Origin of the sequence: Kibdelosporangium philippinense (assembly GCF_021390435.2) — a bacterium.
GTDB classification, from domain to species: domain Bacteria; phylum Actinomycetota; class Actinomycetes; order Mycobacteriales; family Pseudonocardiaceae; genus Kibdelosporangium; species Kibdelosporangium philippinense.
The window spans coordinates 2,636,303-2,655,058 of sequence record NZ_JAJVCN010000001.1 but is presented as its reverse complement, the minus strand read 5'-3'; the positions used below and the strand labels follow the sequence as shown (position 1 = coordinate 2,655,058).

20 protein-coding genes are annotated in these 18,756 nt (G+C 64.7%); 6 read left to right on the top strand and 14 right to left on the bottom strand.

Going from position 1 to position 18,756, the window contains the following annotated elements; genetic code table 11:
• Window positions 1-138: 138 nt before the first annotated feature.
• From LWC34_RS12160 to LWC34_RS12145, 5 genes are all read right to left on the bottom strand, one after another.
• Window positions 139-1,029, bottom strand: a complete 891-nt coding sequence (locus LWC34_RS12160; RefSeq protein WP_233725158.1) for a hypothetical protein — start codon at window positions 1,027-1,029, stop codon at window positions 139-141.
• A 67-nt stretch (window positions 1,030-1,096) separates the two neighbouring features.
• The gene (locus LWC34_RS58000) at window positions 1,097-1,681 is read right to left on the bottom strand and encodes a pyridoxal-phosphate dependent enzyme (RefSeq protein WP_308200023.1); all 585 of its coding nucleotides are present in this window, start codon (window positions 1,679-1,681) and stop codon (window positions 1,097-1,099) included.
• Window positions 1,564-2,103 (bottom strand): pyridoxal-phosphate dependent enzyme, encoded by a 540-nt coding sequence (locus LWC34_RS57995; protein WP_308200022.1) that lies wholly within the window; start codon window positions 2,101-2,103, stop codon window positions 1,564-1,566. The genes LWC34_RS58000 and LWC34_RS57995 overlap by 118 nt, the downstream gene beginning before the upstream one ends.
• A gap of 2 nt (window positions 2,104-2,105) precedes the next feature.
• On the bottom strand, window positions 2,106-2,513 hold the full coding sequence (locus LWC34_RS12150; RefSeq protein ID WP_308200021.1) for an HIT family protein: 408 nt from the start codon (window positions 2,511-2,513) through the stop codon (window positions 2,106-2,108).
• Between the two features lie 69 nt (window positions 2,514-2,582).
• Window positions 2,583-3,872 (bottom strand): ThuA domain-containing protein, encoded by a 1,290-nt coding sequence (locus LWC34_RS12145; protein WP_233725156.1) that lies wholly within the window; start codon window positions 3,870-3,872, stop codon window positions 2,583-2,585.
• 154 nt (window positions 3,873-4,026) lie between these two features.
• Between LWC34_RS12145 and LWC34_RS12140 the strand changes: the two genes are divergently transcribed.
• Both LWC34_RS12140 and LWC34_RS12135 read left to right on the top strand, forming a co-directional pair.
• Window positions 4,027-4,731 carry a VIT1/CCC1 transporter family protein gene (locus LWC34_RS12140; protein ID WP_233725155.1) on the top strand — a complete coding sequence of 235 codons (705 nt, stop codon included), beginning with the start codon at window positions 4,027-4,029 and terminating at the stop codon, window positions 4,729-4,731.
• Window positions 4,732-4,806: 75 nt separating this feature from the next.
• Complete coding sequence (locus tag LWC34_RS12135) at window positions 4,807-6,288, top strand: alpha/beta hydrolase (protein WP_233725154.1); 1,482 nt, start codon at window positions 4,807-4,809, stop codon at window positions 6,286-6,288.
• Here the strand turns inward: LWC34_RS12135 and LWC34_RS12130 are convergent.
• The 3 genes from LWC34_RS12130 to LWC34_RS12120 all read right to left on the bottom strand — a co-directional run bounded on the left by LWC34_RS12130 (window position 6,285) and on the right by LWC34_RS12120 (window position 9,059).
• Window positions 6,285-6,989, bottom strand: coding sequence for a GntR family transcriptional regulator (locus LWC34_RS12130; RefSeq protein WP_233725153.1), 705 nt, complete (start codon window positions 6,987-6,989; stop codon window positions 6,285-6,287). The two genes, LWC34_RS12135 and LWC34_RS12130, sit on opposite strands and share 4 nt — an antisense overlap.
• Window positions 6,986-8,419: a purine-cytosine permease family protein gene (locus LWC34_RS12125; RefSeq protein WP_233725152.1), complete on the bottom strand. Its 1,434-nt coding sequence runs from the start codon at window positions 8,417-8,419 to the stop codon at window positions 6,986-6,988. Before LWC34_RS12125 ends, LWC34_RS12130 begins: the two co-directional genes overlap by 4 nt.
• Window positions 8,420-8,522: 103 nt before the next feature.
• A complete protein-coding gene (locus LWC34_RS12120) occupies window positions 8,523-9,059 on the bottom strand; it encodes a TetR/AcrR family transcriptional regulator (RefSeq protein ID WP_233725151.1) in 537 nt (178 codons plus the stop codon).
• 96 nt (window positions 9,060-9,155) lie between these two features.
• Here LWC34_RS12120 and LWC34_RS12115 point away from each other — a divergent pair, with 96 nt between their 5' ends.
• Window positions 9,156-10,073: an SDR family NAD(P)-dependent oxidoreductase gene (locus LWC34_RS12115; RefSeq protein ID WP_233725150.1), complete on the top strand. Its 918-nt coding sequence runs from the start codon at window positions 9,156-9,158 to the stop codon at window positions 10,071-10,073.
• 178 nt (window positions 10,074-10,251) lie between these two features.
• Here LWC34_RS12115 and LWC34_RS12110 read toward each other — a convergent pair whose 3' ends face one another.
• Window positions 10,252-10,788, bottom strand: coding sequence for a TetR/AcrR family transcriptional regulator (locus tag LWC34_RS12110; RefSeq protein ID WP_233725149.1), 537 nt, complete (start codon window positions 10,786-10,788; stop codon window positions 10,252-10,254).
• 87 nt (window positions 10,789-10,875) lie between these two features.
• On the opposite strand from LWC34_RS12110, the gene LWC34_RS12105 reads away from it, so the two are divergent.
• Window positions 10,876-11,742 carry a TIGR03564 family F420-dependent LLM class oxidoreductase gene (locus tag LWC34_RS12105; RefSeq protein ID WP_233725148.1) on the top strand — a complete coding sequence of 289 codons (867 nt, stop codon included), beginning with the start codon at window positions 10,876-10,878 and terminating at the stop codon, window positions 11,740-11,742.
• Here the strand turns inward: LWC34_RS12105 and LWC34_RS12100 are convergent.
• The 3 genes from LWC34_RS12100 to LWC34_RS12090 are packed head-to-tail and all read right to left on the bottom strand — an operon-like array spanning window position 11,732 to window position 15,120.
• Window positions 11,732-12,223, bottom strand: a complete 492-nt coding sequence (locus tag LWC34_RS12100; RefSeq protein WP_233725147.1) for a DUF742 domain-containing protein — start codon at window positions 12,221-12,223, stop codon at window positions 11,732-11,734. The two genes, LWC34_RS12105 and LWC34_RS12100, sit on opposite strands and share 11 nt — an antisense overlap.
• Window positions 12,224-12,235: 12 nt before the next feature.
• A complete protein-coding gene (locus tag LWC34_RS12095; RefSeq protein ID WP_233725146.1) occupies window positions 12,236-12,667 on the bottom strand; it encodes a roadblock/LC7 domain-containing protein in 432 nt (143 codons plus the stop codon).
• Window positions 12,664-15,120: a sensor histidine kinase gene (locus LWC34_RS12090; protein WP_233725145.1), complete on the bottom strand. Its 2,457-nt coding sequence runs from the start codon at window positions 15,118-15,120 to the stop codon at window positions 12,664-12,666. The genes LWC34_RS12095 and LWC34_RS12090 overlap by 4 nt, the downstream gene beginning before the upstream one ends.
• Window positions 15,121-15,435: 315 nt before the next feature.
• Between LWC34_RS12090 and LWC34_RS12085 the strand changes: the two genes are divergently transcribed.
• Window positions 15,436-15,798 (top strand): DUF485 domain-containing protein, encoded by a 363-nt coding sequence (locus tag LWC34_RS12085; protein WP_233725144.1) that lies wholly within the window; start codon window positions 15,436-15,438, stop codon window positions 15,796-15,798.
• Window positions 15,795-17,396 carry a monocarboxylic acid transporter gene (locus LWC34_RS12080; RefSeq protein WP_233725143.1) on the top strand — a complete coding sequence of 534 codons (1,602 nt, stop codon included), beginning with the start codon at window positions 15,795-15,797 and terminating at the stop codon, window positions 17,394-17,396. The genes LWC34_RS12085 and LWC34_RS12080 overlap by 4 nt, the downstream gene beginning before the upstream one ends.
• On the opposite strand, the gene LWC34_RS12075 is transcribed toward LWC34_RS12080, so the two are convergent.
• Window positions 17,397-17,837: a carboxymuconolactone decarboxylase family protein gene (locus LWC34_RS12075; RefSeq protein WP_233725142.1), complete on the bottom strand. Its 441-nt coding sequence runs from the start codon at window positions 17,835-17,837 to the stop codon at window positions 17,397-17,399.
• A 78-nt stretch (window positions 17,838-17,915) separates the two neighbouring features.
• A complete protein-coding gene (locus LWC34_RS12070; RefSeq protein WP_233725141.1) occupies window positions 17,916-18,755 on the bottom strand; it encodes an SAM-dependent methyltransferase in 840 nt (279 codons plus the stop codon).
• Window position 18,756: the final 1 nt, after the last annotated feature.

Below are 18,756 nucleotides of genomic sequence, written 5' to 3'. Positions count from 1 at the left end.
TCAGAATAGATCTATTCTGACGGCCGCCAAGCAGTGGTCGGCCGTGCAGTGCGTGAACGCCTGGATGCCAGCCTCGATGTCAGGGCGTTCTACCGGGCGACCGCGCGCCGGACGCCCGGTAGAACCGGTCCTGTCGCGCTAGAGATCTTGGGCTGAGCCGTTGATGTGCCTGCCGTTCTCCCCCGCCTGAATCGCCCGCAGCAGGTCGGGGCCGGGGATCTCCTTGCTGTTCGCGGCGGCCGTGAGCTGGGCGAGGTGGCCGATCATCTGCACACTTTCCTCGATCTGGTCGGTGTGCCGCGACAACCACCAGACGACCGCGCTGCCGGTGTCCTTGAGCACGTCCTCGCTGAGGTACCGGCGCATGCTGATCTCCATGCGCCGCTCCTGCTCCCACATCCGCTCGTGCTTGCGCATCTCAGCGAGCCGTTCAAGGCGCTTGGTGTCCTCGTCGGACATCGCCAGCGACACGTCAACGGCCCACGCGACAACGTGGCCGTACGGCTCGGCCAGCGCCGTGCCCAACGCGACCGCCAACCGGTGCTGAACGACGCGGTAATCCTCCGGCCGCTCAAGAACCGTCAGTTCACGGGCCCTGGTCAAAATCCAATGCACGGCCAAGTCGCCAGGGCTCGCGTGCGGTACAACGGTTTTCGGGCTGCTCTGCCGCCAGCACACCGTCGCCGAGAACAGAAACCGGTAATCCACTTCGGAACTGGGCAACGGCACCGCGGAAACCGGGTACTGCACGTGCGTCGCCTGCTCCGGCTCCGAGCTCGCGGTCGGTTGTTCGGCGACCGGTTCCGGCATCTTGGCCTGCCGTTGTTCTTCCATCGCTTTCCGCAATTCGGCCTGCTCCCATCGGTGCACCAGATGTCTCGCGAGCAGAACAGCAATTCCGTTCGCGCCGACAAGGATCGCCGCCCACATGCCGAGCGGGCCAGGTAACAGCAGGCTCGACGCCAATACGACAATGGTCGTCAGTACGGCCGCCAACAAGGCAAGCCGGGTCTTGTTGCTGTGCCCCATGGGACCTGCCTTTCGTCAGCCCCACCCTGGGCCCATATTCCCGTGCGGATGACCTCGCGCGGGATACCTACCGCGAGTTTTCGCTCAAACGAACCAGTTCCGGAGCATAGGCGAACAGTCCGGGCAGGCCACCCGTATGCATGAACACAACGGTTTCATCAGGCCCAATGGCCCCACTGCGCACACCGGCAACAAGCCCGGCCGCGGCCTTGCCCGAATAGACCGGGTCCAACGCGATTCCCTCGGTCCGCGCGAACAGATGCAGCGCCTCCCACATCTCGTCGGTCGCGACGCCGTAACCAGGCCCGACCGCGCCATCGGAGACGCGCACGTGCGCAAGGTCGCCCGTGTCCACGCCCAATAGCTCGGCCGCCTCGCCAGCCAGCCTGCGGATATCGGATTCCGATTCCTCAGCCGTGTGCGAGACGCATTGCGCATCCAGCAACACCGGCCAGTCGAGCAGATGAATTCCCAGCGCCAGCCCAGCCGCGGTACCGGCACTACCCACAGCGACGACGAGCCGGTCGATCTCACTCAGCTGGCCGTGCAACTCCCTGGCTGCCTCCACGTACCCAAGGACACCGACCGCGTTGGACCCGCCGACCGGGAAGGTCGCGGTTTTTCGGCCCTCAGCCTCGGCGACCGCGACCACCTGGTGTAGACCTCGGCCGTCTGCTCAGGCGTGTCACACACGTGCACGTGGGCGCCGAAAAGGCCATCCAGCGCCATGTTGCCAGAGCGTTCGTACGCCTCGCCGGACATGGGCACGGATTTGGTCAGCACGAGCTCACAGCGCAGGCCAAGGCGCGCGCAGGCGGCTGCGGTCTGCCGTCCATGGTTGGTCTGCACGGCACCGAACGTGATGATCGTGTCCGCGCCGTCGTTCTGGGCCTGCGCCAGCAGGAACTCGGCCTTACGCAGCTTGTTGCCACCGACGCCGAGCCCGTTGACGTCGTCGCGTTTGATCAAGATCCGCGGGCCGCCGATGGCCTCGGACAGCCTCGGGCATTCATCCAGCGGAGTGGGCCAGTGGCCGAGTGCGACACGGGGCTGGCCGGACAGGTCGATCGCCATCGTCACACCTTCGCACGGATGTCGTCGGCGAACGACTGAGCTTCCTCGTCCGAGGCGTACTTGGTGCGTGGCCAGAAGAATCCACGCAGACCGTCGCCTTTGGTCCGTGGGACGACATGCGTGTGCAGGTGCGGAACACTTTGGCTGACGATGTTGTTCATGGCCACGAACGTGCCCTGCGCGCCAAGCGCTTCGGTCACCGCGGCCGTGATTCGCTGTACGAAGCCGAAGTACCCGGGAATATCGGCCTCGGGCAGGTCGGTCAGGGTCACGATGTGCGTCCGTGGCACAACGAGCGTATGCCCCTTGAAAACCGGACGGATATCAAGGAAAGCCATGCCAACGGGTTCATCGGCAACGACAAAGGCGGGCTTCTCGCCGGCCACGATCTCACAGAACAAACAAGCCACAGCGGTGAGCCTAGAACCTCGTGAGTGGTTATCAGGGTTCTAGCCCTGATAACCACTCACGAGGGTTTTTCAGGCTTGCTGCGTCAGCCGGAAGGACTGCGCGGCGCTGCCGTTGCACGTCAGCTGGACAAGCTGAACGCTGTCGGCGGTCGAACTGTTCGGCACGGTCAGGCACTTGCCACTGTGCCTGCTCACGAAGTGGAAGTAGCCGCCGTCCTCGGCGACCGGCTGCCACTGCTGGTTGTTCCCGCCGCCGTAGGCCCACAGGTGCAGCAGCGCGTTGTCCGCGGACGACACGTTGCTGACGTCGATGACCTGGGCGGCGTTCCCGCGGTTGTTGATCCGCACGTAGCCACCGTCGGTTGCCTGGAACTGGTAGCCCTGCGCCAAGCTGCTGTTGCACGCGTACTGCTGGATAGCGGTTCCGTTGGCCGTTCCCGCGCTCCGCGCGTCAACGCACTTCGAGCTGTTCTTGTTCACCACCGAGAACCACTGGTTCGGCGGGATCGGACCGGGCGGGTCCGGCGGCGGGATGGTCCCGCCACCCAGCCACAGCAGGCTGTCGATGATGAAGTTGTTCTGATCCGCGCTGGCGAACGTGGACGACGTGCTCTGCCCACTGCCGTTCACCGAGTTGTGCCCGAAGTTCGCGTAGACCATCTTGAAGTTCTTGTTGGTCCACATGATCGGGTAGTCACCGCTGTACCAGGACTGGTTCGGGTCGGTGCCGAGCGGGAAGCTCGACGGGTGCACCGAGGCCAGCACGGTGATGTTCGGGTTGTTGCGCAGGCCGCCGTTCCAGCTGTACCACTCGCTGACCGACGAGCGGAACGTCGCGGGCAGGCGCTTGGTGGCCGGGTGGGTGCGGTTGTCAGTCTGCAACGTCGCCGCGGTCGGGAACCACGTGTTGTTGCGGAAGTTGCCGCTGCCAAGGAACGTGTTGTGGTACCACGGCCATTGCGAGGCGTTCTGGGTGAACGCCGACACGTGCCAGCCGAAGAAGCCACCGCCGTTTTCCATGTAGCGCTGGAAGCCCGCCCGCTGCGAGCCGGAGGCAGGCTGGTCGTCGAGGAACATGACGACCTGGTACTGCTGGGGGCTGATGTTGTTCAGCAGGTCCCAGTTGTTGCTCGCGGTGTAGGAGAAGTTGTTCTGTGCGGCCGCCTGGGTGAACCAAGGGTTGGCCTCACGGACGAACGCGATGTGCCCCGAATCGTAGGTCCCGTGATAGAAGCCGATCACGTTGAACTGCGGCGCGGCCTGGGCGGAGTTCTGCGTTGGCACGAGAATCACGCCGAGTAACAAGCCCAGGACCACAAATGCCCGCGTCATCGCGGACATTCCCGCATTTTTGGACATGCAGGTGCCCTTTCAATCAATGGCGGCGCTGAACTGGGCGCGATGGGTGGCCCAGACCGACACGACAGGCGGTTTTTACAGCGATATGCAGCGTATAGAGGTCTAAACCACTTTCGCAAGAGGCCGAACGGCTGCCATGACTTAGGCTTGGCCTGTGACAACGGAACTACACCATGAGCCGCACGAGGACACCGGGGCACGGCTGAACTGGTTGCGGGCCGGTGTGCTAGGCGCGAACGACGGTGTGGTGTCCACCGCGAGCCTGGTCCTCGGCGTCGCGGGTGCGACGACTTCGGTTCCGCAAATCCTCACCGCCGGATTCGCCGGAATGTTCGCGGGCGCGATGTCGATGGCGGCGGGAGAATACGTCTCGGTTTCCAGCCAGCGGGACGCCGAAAAGGCACTGCTTGATCAGGAACGGCGTGAGCTGAAGGAGATGCCGGAGTACGAACTCGAGGAACTGGCCCAGATCTACGAGGAAAAAGGACTGTCGCCGGAACTGGCTCGGGAAGTCGCCGAACAGCTCACCGAGAAGGACGCGTTGGCGGCACACGCCGAGGCCGAGCTGAAAATCGACCCGGAGGGCCTGACCAGCCCATGGCAGGCCGCATTCGCCAGTTTTGTCGCTTTTACCGTGGGCTCGTTGTTGCCGTTGCTGGCGTTCATCATCCCGACTGGCGACTTTCGCGTGTCGCTCACAGTCCTCGTCGCCGTGCTCGCCCTGGCCTTGACCGGCTCGACCAGCGCCCGCCTCGGCGGCGCACCGCGTCTGCCCGCGATCGCGCGCAACGTCGCAGGCGGCATCGTCGCTATGGCGGCCACGTACGGCATCGGTCACCTGGTCGGAGCAGCGATCTAGGTAGGGCTAGCCATAAGCGTGAAACGGGTGCAGATACCCTTTCCGTAACCAGATGATCACTTAAAGTAGTAAGGTGTGAACCTCAAGCGAACCGGTGCCATGACGCTCGTCGTCATCATCGGGACCGCGGTTTTCGCTGGGCCCGCTTGCACCGTTGACGGTATCGACCAGTACTACCGACAAGACATCGAGTGGACAGACTGCGCCGACCCGGACTTGGCGGCGCAATGCGCGGACGTGACCGTGCCGCTCGACTACAGCAAGCCCCGCGGCCGGACGATCACGGTCGCCATTTCACGCATCAAAGCAACCGACACCGAAGGCAGAATCGGGATCCTGCAGACCAATCCCGGCGGGCCAGGAGACTACGGCCTCGGCATGCCCAAGGACATCAGGGCAGGCCTGGCGCCCGAAGTAGCCAGCCGCTACGACGTGATCGGCATGGACACCCGCGGACTTGGCCGTAGCACACCGATCGACTGCGGCCTCAAGTTCAGCATCTGGATGCGTTCGGCCGGGTTCGACCGTGCGAGTTTCGACGACACGCTCGCCCAGTCGGCGGACGAAGCCGCGCGGTGCCAACGAAAGTACCCGGAGGTACTCCCCTTCATCACAACCCGCGACATCGCACGGGACATGGACGTCATCCGCGGCGCGTTGGGAGAGCGGAAGACTTCGTTCTTCGGCCAGTCGTACGGCACGTACCTCGGGGCGGTATACAGCACAATGTTCCCGGACAAGGTCGACCGACTGGTGCTCGACAGCGCCAGTGACCCGAAGCGCTACGGCACCGAGATGCTGCAGGACATGGGGCCTGCCAACGAAGAAGCCGTCGACGAGTTCGCCGCGTGGGCCGCAGTACAGCACTCACGGCTGGGTCTTGGCCAGACGGCGGCCGAGGTTCGTGAAGGTATGCAGCAGGTCATCCGTGATGCCGCGACCAAGCCATTGCAAGTCGGCGATGAGACCCTGGACGAGCACACCGTGCCGTTCGTGTACAACGCGGTCTCGTCAGACGACCGTCAACGCGAGCAGTTAGCGAGCACTGTCCGTGCCCTGAAAGGCCTTGAGCCGCCGTCGGAATGGTTGACCGGAGTCGCGACGTACCTGGCACACCCCGGACTCGGCGACATCACAACCCGCAGCAGCGCCCAGAACTCCCTGATGCTCGCGATCATCTGCGGCGACAAGGTAGCGCCGCGCGATCCCGAGTACTACTGGCGCGCTGTCCAGCGTGCACGGGCAACCCAGCCGATCTTCGGCGCGATGCACAGTATGGCGTCACCCTGTGCCTTCTGGGCTCCACCGCGCGAACGACCGCTCGCGGTCGGGAATTCCTTGCCCGCGTTGATCCTCCACGCGACCAGGGACACTCGTACGACCTATGCGAACGGTCTCGGGATGTACCGGGCGATGCGTGGCTCGAAGCTAGTCACTGTTCCAGTTAGGACACACGGCATATTTCCCTACTACCCGAACGAATGCGTGGCCGCCGCCGTGAACCGCTACCTGCTCGACGGCACCCTTCCCGCTCGGGACATGACGTGTGATCCCTAGCTGCCGAACCTCAGGTGCAGGCGGAACCGGTCGGGATCGAGCAGGCTTTCCACGTGCTCGACGAACTGGCCGTTGACGTCATGGGCCAGTCGCCGGGTGCGCATGAACCGCTCACCCACAGGACGCTGGAGCAGTTCGGCCTCTGTCGCACTGAGACGGTGGAGTTCGCACCACTCCTCGCCGTAGTCCGGCACGAGGCCGACGCCGCGTAGTGCCTCGTACAGCGATCCGTCGAGTCCTTGGGACGGCAGGTCACGCAGGCTCCCGATGGCCGGGACACGGCTCCGCTCAAAGGAAATCGGGATGCCGTCCACTATGGAACGCAATCTGTCCACAGCGATCAGTTCGGCCGATTCAAGGCCGAGCCGCTCGGCCAGCTCGACCTCCTCGACCAGCGCGATCCGGATGACCTCGGTACGTACGCCCTGGTCAGCCAATGCGCGGGTCCACCCGAGACGGTCGTCGATGGTCCGGTCGTCGAACGTGACGAACGAGCCCTTGCCCGAATGCGTCGCGATCAGGCCCTGGTTGCCGAGCTCTGTCAACGCTTGCCGAACAGTGTTACGGCTGACGCTGAACCGCGCGGCCAGCGCGTTCTCGCCCGGCAGCTGGGCGCCATGCGCCAGCCGTCCTGATTGGATCTCTTTTGCCAGCTGTTCGACGATCCGCTCGTGCTTCAGCCTGCCAACTCGATCGTTCACACTCGCTCCTGTGCACTGACTTGCTTGCGGCTGAACAGGAACGTGACCAGGAAGCCGATCACCAACGCCACCAGCACCCCGAGGTTCGCGCCGGACCAGCCGTCGGCGAGTCCGAGCGGTGAGAGCAGATAGCCCTGCCAGCCAAGCCATTCCGCGCTGCTGTTGGTCACCAAGCCCCAGCCGATCGCCGTGCCAACCAGCACGGTCGCGATCGGCAGCACACGGATATCCCCATACCGCCCAGATGGCTCATACAGGTCCTGTTCCGCGTAGTCGGTTCGGCGTAGCGCGATATCGGCCAACATGACGCCGGACCATACCGCGATCGGCACGCCGAGGGTAATGAGGAAGCCCTGGAATTGACCGAAAAAGGTGCCTGCGAAGAACACGACGTACACCGTGCCGATCACCACGACCACGCCATCGACGAAAGACGCGGCATAGCGCGGGATCCGGATGCCGAGCGCCAGCAAGGTCAAACCGGACGAATAGATGTTCAGCACCGCCCCACCGACCAGGCCGAGCACGGCGACCAACGCGAACGGCACGAGGTACCAGGTCGGCAGGATCGCGGCCAGCGCGCCGATCGGGTCGGCGGCGATGGACTCGTTCAGCTCACTGGACGAACCGGCCAGCAACAAACCGAAAAGCAGCAAGACCACCGGCGCCAGCGACGAGGAAAACGCCGTCCATCCGACGACCGCGCGACCAGACGTGCCGCGTGGCAGGTATCTGGAATAGTCCGCAGCCGCGTTCACCCAGCCGAGCCCGAACCCGGTCATCAGGAACACGAGCGCGCCGATCACGTTCTGCGCCGAGCCCGCGGGCACAGCGGACACCGCGGACCAATCGACGCGGTGCGCGACAAATCCGATGTACACGACCGTCAGCACGCCGGTGATGATCGTGATCCACGTCTGCATCCGCATGATCAGCTCGAACCCGAGCACGCCACCGGCGACCGTCAGCACGGTCACCACGATCAAGGCGACGATCTTCGTGGTCGTACCGCCGCCCCAGCCGAGCCGTTCGAACACGGTGGCGGTCGCGAACGTCGCCAGGATCGTCAGCACGCTTTCCCAGCCGACGGTCAGCATCCACGAGATCAGGGAAGGCAGCCGGTTGCCGCGGACGCCGAAGGCCGCGCGGGACAACACCATCGTGGGGGCGGATCCGCGTTTGCCCGCGACCGCGATCAATCCGCAGAGCAGGAACGACACCCCGATACCGATGATGCCGACGATCACGGACTGCCAGAACGAGATGCCGAAGCCGAGCACGAACGAGCCGTAGCTCAGGCCGAACACCGAGACGTTGGCAGCGAACCATGGCCAGAACAGCTGGCGCGGCGTTCCTTTGCGCTCGGCATCGGTGATCACGTTGATGCCGTTCGCCTCGATCTGGAACGCCTTGCTCTCGGCCTGTGCCATCTCGAGCTCCCTGATCCGGTTCAGACCTGTTCAGTTGACTGTACAAACCTCGCGCCGTGAAGACCACCTTGTGGCGCCCAACGCCCCGAACTCGACCCTCACGTCACGATGATCGTGCCAGGCCGTCCCGGATGATCTGAAAGATCCGATCGGAATCGCCACCGAACCGTTGCATCGCCTGTAGACCAATCAGCAACGTCTTCACGTGCATGACGTCCACATCGGACCGCGCGGTGCCCGCCCGCTGGGCCAGTATGAGCAGTTCGCCGAGAGCGACCATGAACTCCCGCTCCCCCTCGGGGACCACGACACTCATATCGATCCCGATCCCAGCCATCGCGTCGACGAGACCGTGGTCGACAGCGGCCTCGTCGATCATCCGGCGAAGGAACGTGTACAGCGCTCCCCCGGGATCCTCGGCCGCGAGCGCCTGCGCGTCCTCGGAAAGCTGGCGCATCCGATCGGTGACGACCGCCTGGTACAGCGAATCCTTGGTGGGGAAATGCCGGTACACGGTGCCAGCGCCGACCCCGGCCCGCCGGGCGATCTCGTCGATCGGCACGCCGAGCCCCTCCTCGGCGAACGTCTCGTAGGCCACCTTGAGGACCTTGGCTCTGTTTCGGGCAGCGTCGGCACGCACGGTGACGCTCCTCCCTGTCTCGACAAACGGGGCGCACGTTCCGTATAGTCGTCGATAACCGGAACGCGCGCCCCGGATTCTACTCCAGGAGAGATCATGGCAAAACAAAAGTGGACGGCAGCGAACGTGCCGAGCCAGGACGGCCGGACCGCGGTGATCACCGGCGCGAACAGCGGGATCGGCTTCGAGGCGGCGAAGATGCTCGCCTCCCGTGGCGCCACAGTGGTTCTGGGCGTCCGCGACGTCGCGAAGGGCAACGCGGCCGCCGACCGGATCCGCACCGCCGGCCCCGGCGCGGACGTGCGGGTGCAACGGCTGGATCTGACCTCATTGGACTCGATCCACACGGCGGCGGACGCGATCCGCGACAATGTCACGAGTATCGACCTGTTGATCAACAACGCTGGCGTGATGTACACGCCGAAACAGACCACGTCCGACGGCTTCGAGCTGCAGTTCGGCACCAACCACCTCGGTCACTTCGCGTTGACCGGCCTGCTGCTGGACATGCTGCTGCCGGTGCCCGGCTCACGGGTGGTCACGGTCTCCAGCGTCGGCCACCGGATGCAGGCCGCGATCCACTTCGACGACCTGCAGTGGGAGAAGTCCTACAGCTGGGCCGGCGCGTATGGACAGTCCAAACTGGCCAATCTGTTGTTCACCTATGAGCTGCAGCGCAGGCTATCGGGCAAGGGCAAGACAATCGCCGTCGCCGCGCACCCCGGCGGCGCACGGACCCAGTTGACGCGCAACCCTCCCCTCGGGGTTCGCATCGCGTACCGGGTGCTCGGCCCGGTGGTCACTCAGACACCGGCCAACGGCTCGTTGCCGATTCTGCGCGCGGCAACAGACCCGAATGTTCTTGGCGGCCAATACTACGGCCCATCCGGCATCGGCGAGGCCCGTGGCAGGCCGGTCCTGGTCAAATCCAGCGCCCAATCGCACGACGTGGAAGTCCAGCGTCGCTTGTGGACAGTCTCGGAGGAGCTGACCGGCATCAAGTTCCCCGTGTGATTTTCAGTCCAACGGCCGCACTGGCCAGCCGCCGGTAATGGCCGGATGGAAGCAACATGCCGGGTGTGGCAGACACCGACGGGACCCCGGACGCCCGCCCCGGCATGCCGAGTGATCTCTCTCCCACCGAACAGTCGTTGATCGACGCCGCCCGCGGGGGCGAGGTCCGCAAGGTCACCTAAGCCTTCAGTCCATCGATCATCACGTCGAGAATCCGGTCGGTGACCTCGCTGCGGTCGTCCCGGACGACCATGTTCATGAACGTCGCGATCTCCGCAAGGCCAACGTCTTTCCGTAGCTCACCGTCCACATGGGCCTGTTGGATCAGGTCATCGAACAAGTCGAGCCACTCCTGCCGGACCGTACGCAGCTGCGGATCCGCCTCGATCGCCGCGGGCATCCCGTGACACATCGGGTCGAGCAACAGGCCGAGCCGCATCTCCGCCCATGACCGCAGAAACCGTTGCAATACTCCCCATGCGGACGATTCAGCCGCCGAAGCCGAGGTGATCATCTCGACCAGACGTTCGAACATGTCCGTCGACACCGCGTTCATCAGAGCATCCCGGTCGGGGAAACGCCGGTACAGCGTGCCAACGCCAACCCCGGCCGCGCGGGCGATTTCCTCCATCGGGGTGTCCACACCCTTGGATACGAACAGCGTGCGCGCGGCGGCGACGATCTGAGCACGATTGCGCTGCGCGTCCGCTCTCATGCCGCCCTTCCCGGAATGTGGACGATATCCTTCCGCTTAGTGTAGCGTAAGCGGAAGGATTTAGTCCACTTACAGGGGGCGACCGACATGCGGATCGGCTTGTTCGTCGAGGACATGGGCAAGACCATCGACGAGTACTTCGAGGAGGTCGCAACGGCCAAACAGGCTGGCATCCAAGCCGTCTGGCTCGGCGAACGGCTGTCTTGGGATCCCCTCACCCTGCTGGCGATGACCAGTCGCGAGGTGCCGGACATCGCCCTAGGCGCGGCCGTCGTGCGGACATACCCACATCACCCGCTTGCGTTGGCAGCCCAAGCATTGACCGTCGGCGATCGGCTGATCTTAGGTATCGGACCGAGCCACAAGCCGCTGATCGAAGCGCAGTACGGCTACGACTACAACAAACCCATCCGCCACATGCGTGAGTACTTGACCGCTCTCATCCCCTTGCTGCACGGGGAAAGCGTCGACTACCAAGGCGAAACCCTAACAACACAAGGGCAAATCACCGCCAGGGGAAGCCAGCCGCCGCCGGTGCTCATCTCCGCACTCGGCCCGCAGATGCTCAAGCTCGCCGCCGAACTCACCGACGGCACGATCACGGTCTGGGCGGGGCCAAAGACAATCGCCGACTACTTCGCGCCCACATTGGACAAAGGCGGGAAAGGCACCAAGATCGTCGCGACCGTCACGGTGGCCGTGACCGATGACCCTGAGGCAGCACGGGAAAGTCTCAACCGGACGTACGCGCCTGCCCGCGATCTTCCAAGCTATCGCCGCATTCTTGACCGGGAGGGTGTCGACAACATCGGCGACACCGTGATCGCGGGCGATGAAAACCAAGTGGCACAAGAACTCCGACGCTTCCAGGATGCTGGCGCCACCGAGATCATCGCGGTGACTGTCGGCGACCACAGGCGCGCCGTCAAGCTGCTTGGCGAGCTCACGTCCTGAGGTTCGTCAGTCCTCTGAGGACTCGTTCGAGCAGTTCCATGTCCGGGCTGGTGGAGTTGCTCTCGTGCACGGTAATCAGACCGAGCATCGCCATGTCACCGAGCAGAACCTTGGCGATGCCGAGCGGCAGCCGCAGCAGCGCGCCAACCTCGGCGACCGATTTGGACTGACGGCACAGCTCGGCAACTTCCTGGTGCTCGCCTTTGAGCTCCCACATCTTCTCCAGCGCTCGCGCACTGGTCGAGACCAGGGTCTCGATCTCCATCCGGTAGTTCGACCGCGTCCGCCCACCTGTCCAGGCGTATGCCCGGACACTGGATGCCTGCTCGACCGGATAGTCGGGTTCGGCGGCGTGTGCGGGCACTGGCCGTGGCGGTATCGATTCAGCGGACGACGGTCCGGCATGGCCACCTGAACGGAAGTTCAGGCTGAATCCATTGAGCACATCGGCGAATCTGTTGTCAGGATCCCCTGCGCTCATGGATCACCTCGCTTACCGCCGCACTGACCCACTCAGCTCGGCACGCAGTTCCGGAGTCAGCATCTGACCAACCTGGTCGACGAGCACGGTCATCTCGTACGCGATCTGTGCGATGTCGCTGTCGCGACGGGCAAGCACAGCAAGGCACGAACCGTCCTTGATGGACGTCAGCAACAGCACGCCGTAGTCCATCTCCACGATCGCGCGGTTCACCGTTTGCGCGCCGAGCACCTTCGCCGCACCCTGGTTCAGGCTGTGGATGCCCGCGGAGATCGCGGCCATCTGGTCAGCCCGGTCGTGGGGAAGCCTGTTCGACGCGGTGAGCAGGAGACCGTCGACGGAGATCACGATCGCGTGGGCAACGCCTGCCACCCGCTCGGTGAAGTTGTCGACGAGCCATCCGAACCGACTGACCTGCCGGCCCTTGGTCGGCGTCTCGGTCATGGTTGCTCCTCCCCCTGTTCCTTGTTCTCACTCTGGCGGATGCCAGATTGAAAGCTACTCAAGAATCCGCGAGCGCGTTCGGCGTTGCCTGGCCCACGGGCAGGCACGGCGGCGGCACGCTTGCCGCTGTCGCCTCCCGTCGGAGCCATCGGTTCGACGAACAACTGCGCCTTGGGGACCCGTTTGGGCAGCTCCCCTTCTTTCTGTGGCGGCGGTGGAGGGGCCGTCGGCCTGGCCTGCACCGGGACCGACGGTTGTGCGGCGTGCTTGGCAGGGGACGTGGGCCCGCCTCCGGGCCCACCGAGCCAAGCGAATTCTTCCTGGGGTTTCGGTTGCGCCACGGCCGGCGGCGCCTGGTCGTCCTCGATGACCGGCCGGTGTGAGCGGAACAGAATCGACGCGGGTGAACTGGCCAACGGCAGGTCAGGCAGTTTCACCGTGATCCCGACGGAGTGCAGCCGTCCGGTCAGGCTGCCCTCGTCGGGGACAGGCCGATCGAAGACCATCGTCTCCTCGGGCGAGGGCTCGGCCTTACCTGAAGGGGCGGCCGAAGGGGCAGGCGCGCCTGCCTGTGCGGGCACCAAACTGGTGATCAGTTCCGCCGGCACGCCAACGGACGCGACGAGACCATCCTCGCCGTTGTCCTTTCTGGCCAGCAGCACACCAATACCGTGCCTGTTCGCGAGGGAACCGACAACAAAGAGTCCCATTTGGCGGGACACCGGAACGTCGACGCCACCACCGGCGGCCACACGCGCGTTGGCGTCGGCCAGTTCGGCGTCGCCCATGCCGATACCGTCGTCGATGATCTCGATCAGCACCGCGCCGTCGTCACGCAGTGTCGTCTGAATGATCACCTGCGAGTCCGGCGGCGAGAACGCGGTGGCGTTCTCCACTAGTTCGGCCACTGACCGAACCAGGTCACCGGCGGCGTAACCGAGCACGTCGACGCGCGGAACCGACCGGACCGAGGCGCGTTCGTAATGCTCCACTTCGGACACCGCGGCACGCAGCACGTCGGCGAGCGGGACGTGCTCGGTGAAACGGCGACCGAGTTCCGCACCCGAGAGCACGACGAGGTTCTCGTTGTTGCGCCGCATCCGGGTGGCCAGGTGGTCCAGCTTGAACAGGTTGGCCAGCTGGTCCGGGTCGTCTTCCTTCTGCTCGAGCTGCTCCATCAGCCGCAGCTGGCGTTCCACGAGACCTTGGCTTCGCCGCGAGAGGTTCACGAAGATGTTGCGGAGGTTGCCGCGCAGCTCGGCTTCTTCCTCGGCCGAGCGGACCGCCTGGTTCTGCACGGTGTCGAACGCGCGGGCCAGCTGACCGAACTCCTCGTCGGTGTTGACCGGCATCGGATCGAGCTTCGCCGGGCGACCGGCCCGGATGTCCGACACGGCATCCGGCAGCTTGGTCGACGCGACATCCAGCGCGGCGTTGCGCAGCGACCTCAACGAGCGCAACAGGTATCGACCGACGACGCCACCGATCGCGGCCGCGAGCAACACCATTGCCAGCAGCACCACGGACTGCAAACCCGCGCGGCTGCTCGTCTCGTCCTGCAGCCGCGTCGCGCCGTCACGCAGTTCGGTCGCAACCGCCTTGAGCACGAACGTCATCAGCGCGGTCGTCTGGTCCGATGTCCTGGTCCAGTCCACTGCGTTGAACGGCATCGTCGCCCGCGTCCCAGGGCGGCGAGGCGGGGCCTCGGCACGTGCCTGGCGGACGAATTCCTGGCGCTGGGTGACATCCGAGCCCGCTACCGTGTCGAGGTACTGCTGCCACAGCTGGGGCGGGGCGACCGAGCGCATGTCGGCGATCACGTCGGCGAGCCGGACGTCCGACTCGATCAACCGCTCACGCTCAGGGCCGGTCAGCTCGCCGCGCCGGATCCCTTCCAGCACAAGGGATTGCTGGAACGACACCTGTTCACGGGCGACCTGCAGGTCGAAAAGGGCCGTGGACGAACCGGTCAGCTCCTCGTCGGGGAACTTGCTGACCAGCGACCGGTCGAAGTCGAGCATCGCCTGGGTCAGGATGGCGTAGCCGGACCGGATGACCTCGGTGTCGCTCCTGTTGAGCACCTGCTGGCGCAGCCCCGGCAACGCGCGCATGGCGCGCTTGAGGTTGTCGTAGCCCGCTGTCGCGGTTGGACCGAAGTCAGGCGTGTTGGCGACCATCCAGTCGACGGTCTCCATCAACGTGTCGGTCCGCGCCCACTGCGCGCGGTACTCGTCCTGGTCCGCCTCCATCGCGAGGTTGCGCTCGCCCTGCAGCAGACCGAGCGTGGGCACGAGCTCCTCACGAAGCTGGGCGAGCCGCTCGACTTCGGCGTAGGAATCAGCCAGGTCAAGGTCTGACTGCACCCGCAAAGTGCCGAGCGTCATCGCGCCAACGACCGGCACCACCAGTACGGCGCCGATCTTGACGAGCACGGGCCAGTTCCGCCACTGCATGGCCACCCTGGACCAAGAGCGCCGAGCAGTCACGAGAACCTCAAATACAAATAGGACATCGCGGATAACCTAGGTAACTGTCGCCCATTTGTTCAAGTGTCAATTACGCCACGATCGCGGCACGGTCAGTCAATGACTCGGCATCCAAACCAACAATGGTGTTGGAACTTTTCACACCGTAACAGCACTGCGTTGAAACCTCTCCGGGATGGTGCTTGACGTCGCAGGGACGACAGCCTAGCTTGGCTTCGGCCACGGCCCGCTCCCCCATCCAATGGAACGCGCCGAACGAGAACCCCGCGGAGGACAACCCCGATGAAAACGATGCCGTCCTTTTCACGGGAGCACGATTTCACGGAGGTAGACGAGGGCGCGCCGGACTTCTCCGCGATCGCGCAGAGTGCCGAATTCGTCCAGCTCCGTAAGCGGATCCGCCGGTTCGTCATCCCCGTCACACTGTTGTTCCTTGTGTGGTATCTCAGCTATGTCGTACTTGCCGCATACGTGCCGGAGTTCATGAGCCACCGCATCAGCGACAACATCACGGTAGGCCTTTTGCTCGGGTTGTCGCAGTTCGTGAGCACAGTCGTGATCATGTTGGTGTACGTGCGCTTCGCGAAACGGCGCATCGACCCACAAACCGCACAATTGCGAAACCAGGCGGGCGCGGGTCGATGAACACGGTGAATCTGGCGCAGGCAGCTGGCAATCCGACCGTCAATGTCAGCATCTTCCTCGGTGTCGTGGTCGTCACCCTGTTCATCGTCTACCGGGTGAGCAGCAGGAATACCACCACGGCCGACTACTACGCCGCAGGCGGCGGTTTCTCCGGCATGCAGAACGGCATCGCGCTGTCCGGTGACTACCTGTCCGCCGCGTCATTCCTTGGAATCGCTGGCGCGATCGCGGTCTACGGCTACGACGGCTTCATGTTCTCGATCGGCTTCCTGGTGGCGTGGCTCATCCCACTGCTGCTGATCGCGGAGAGATTCCGCAACACCGGCCGGTTCACCATGGGCGACGTCGTGGCCTACCGGATGAAGCAGCGCCCGGTACGCGCCGCGGCGGCCAACGCGACCCTGGTGATCTCGTTTTTCTATATGCTCGCCCAAATGGCCGGTGCCGGCGGCCTTGTCGCGTTGCTGCTCGACGTGCACACCGCTGGCGGGCAAGCGTTGGTGATCTGTGTCGTCGGCGTGATCATGGTGTTGTACGTGCTGGTCGGCGGCATGAAGGGCACCACGTGGGTGCAGATCGTCAAAGCGGCGCTGCTGCTGGTCTGCGTGAGCCTGATGAGCGTGTTCATCCTCGGCAAGTTCGGTTTCGACCTCGGTTCGCTGTTCGGCCGTGCGGCGGAGAAGAACGCGCTGAGCGACCTGATTCTCGAGCCAGGCGCGCGGTACGGCCGGACCGAGACGTCCAAGCTGGACTTCGTCTCGCTGTCGCTGGCACTCGTACTCGGCGCGGCCGCGTTGCCACACGTGCTGATGCGGTTCTACACCGTGCCGAATGCCTATCAGGCACGTAGGTCAGTGGTCTGGGCCATTTGGGCCATGGTGCTGTTCTACTTGAGCACGCTCGTCATCGGTTACGGCGCAAGCGCGATCGTCGGTTCGGATGCGATCACCAGCGCCCCCGGCGGCGAGAACTCCGCTGTGCCACTGCTTGCGTTCCATGTCGGCGGAACCGTCCTGCTCGGACTCGTCTCGGCCGTCGCGTTCACCACAATCCTCGCAGTGGTGGCAGGTCTGACGCTGACGGCGTCCGCGTCCTTCGCGCACGACGTGTACGCCAACGTGCTCAAGAACGGCAACCCTGAGCCGGGTTCCGAGGTGAAGGTCGCGCGGATCACCGCGGTCGTGGTGGGCGCCCTCTCCGTCGGCGGCGGCATCCTGGCCACCGGGCAGAACGTCGCTTTCCTGGTGGCGCTGGCGTTCGCGCTCGCCGCCTCGGCCAACCTGCCCGCGATCCTGTACACGCTGTTCTGGCGCCGGTTCAACACGACAGGGACGGTGTGGTCGATCTACGGCGGCCTGGCCAGCTGTCTCGTGCTGATCCTGTTCTCGCCGGTGGTTTCCGGCAGCGAGAACTCGATCATCCCAGGCATCGACTTCGCGCTGTTCCCGTTGTCCAACCCGGGCATCGTGTCGATCCCACTGTCGTTCGTACTCGGCATCGTCGGCACCTTCGCCGGGGAACGCAAGGGACCCGACGAAGGTGCCGAACTGCGTGACGAGATGGACGTCCGGTCGGTGACCGGAATCGGTGCGAGCTGACTACTTACGCATGGACCCCGGGACGGTCTGCAGGATCGTCCCGAACCTGTTCCACGCGTTGATGGTCGCGATGGCCACAACGAGAGCGCCCAGCTCAGCGTCGGTGAAGTGCTTCTTGGCGTTGTCCCAGGCCTCGTCGGACACGCGGCCGGTGGTCAGCCGGGTGCCTTCCTCGGCGAGCTTGAGCGCGGCCCGCTCCTGCTCGGTGAAGAACGGCGTCTCTTCCCAGGTGACCACGCTGAACAGGCGCTCGTCGGTCTCGCCGTGCTCCTTGAGCTCGTGCGAGTGCATGTCCACACAGAACGCACACCCGTTGAGCTGGCTGACGCGGAGTTTCACCAGCTCATGGATGGTGGTGGGGAGCGCGCTGGACTTGGTCCACTCCTCAAGGGCGAACATGTGCTTGTACGGCTCGAGCGGGGCCTTCAACCGCGGTTCCACAGTGGCTGTCCTCTCCAAAGATCAGTGCACAGACGTACGCACCAACTAGGACGGGACAGCGTTCAGATTTGTGACAGGTCAGGGTTTGCGGCCGACCGCGCCGAGCGCGAGCCGCTGCGTGCGGCCGAGCGGCTGCAGGCGCGGGCCGTCCGGCCACCAGTCCGCGAGGAGCACGAGGCCGGGGTCGAGCAATTCCAGTCCGGACAGCATGGCCGAGATCTCGTCGCGGGTCCGCAGCCACAGTGGGACCTGGGCTTGTTCGTAGACATCCCGCACGTCATGGGCGAGTTTGGACAGCTCGACGTCCTCGACGGGATCGATCAGATGCGCGAAGACGAAATATGAGCCCGGTGCAAGTGCGTCGATATAGGCGGCGACAATTCCGGCGGGATCGCGCTCGGGACGGACGTGCTGCATCGTGCCGACGTGGTACACCGCCATCGGCTGGGTGAAGTCGAGGTGCTTCGCGACGGTCGGGTGCTCGATGACCTGGCGTGGCTTGCGGAAATCGGCTTCGACCATGTGGGTCCGGTCGTTGTCGGCCACCAGCGCGCGGCCGTGGGCGAGCACACCGCGGTCCAGCGAGACGTAGACCATCGCCGACTCGCGGTTGAGACGCTGTGCGACCTCGTGCGTGTTCTCTGCCTCGGGCAACGTGGCGCCGAGGTCGAGGAACTGCCCGACACCGAGTTCACCAGCGAGGTAGCGGGTCACGCGCATCATGAAGTCGCGCCGGTCGAGCACCGCGCGCAGGAATTCCGGGTCCAGTTCCAGGAAACGCGCCCGTACGTCCCGGTCGACCTGGAAGTTGTCCTTGCCGCCGAGCAGGGCGTCATACACCCGGGTGACACTCGCTCTCGTCGTGTCCACCCGGAGCGGAGCATCCCGGACGTCCGACGATTCATCACCCCGAGTCATG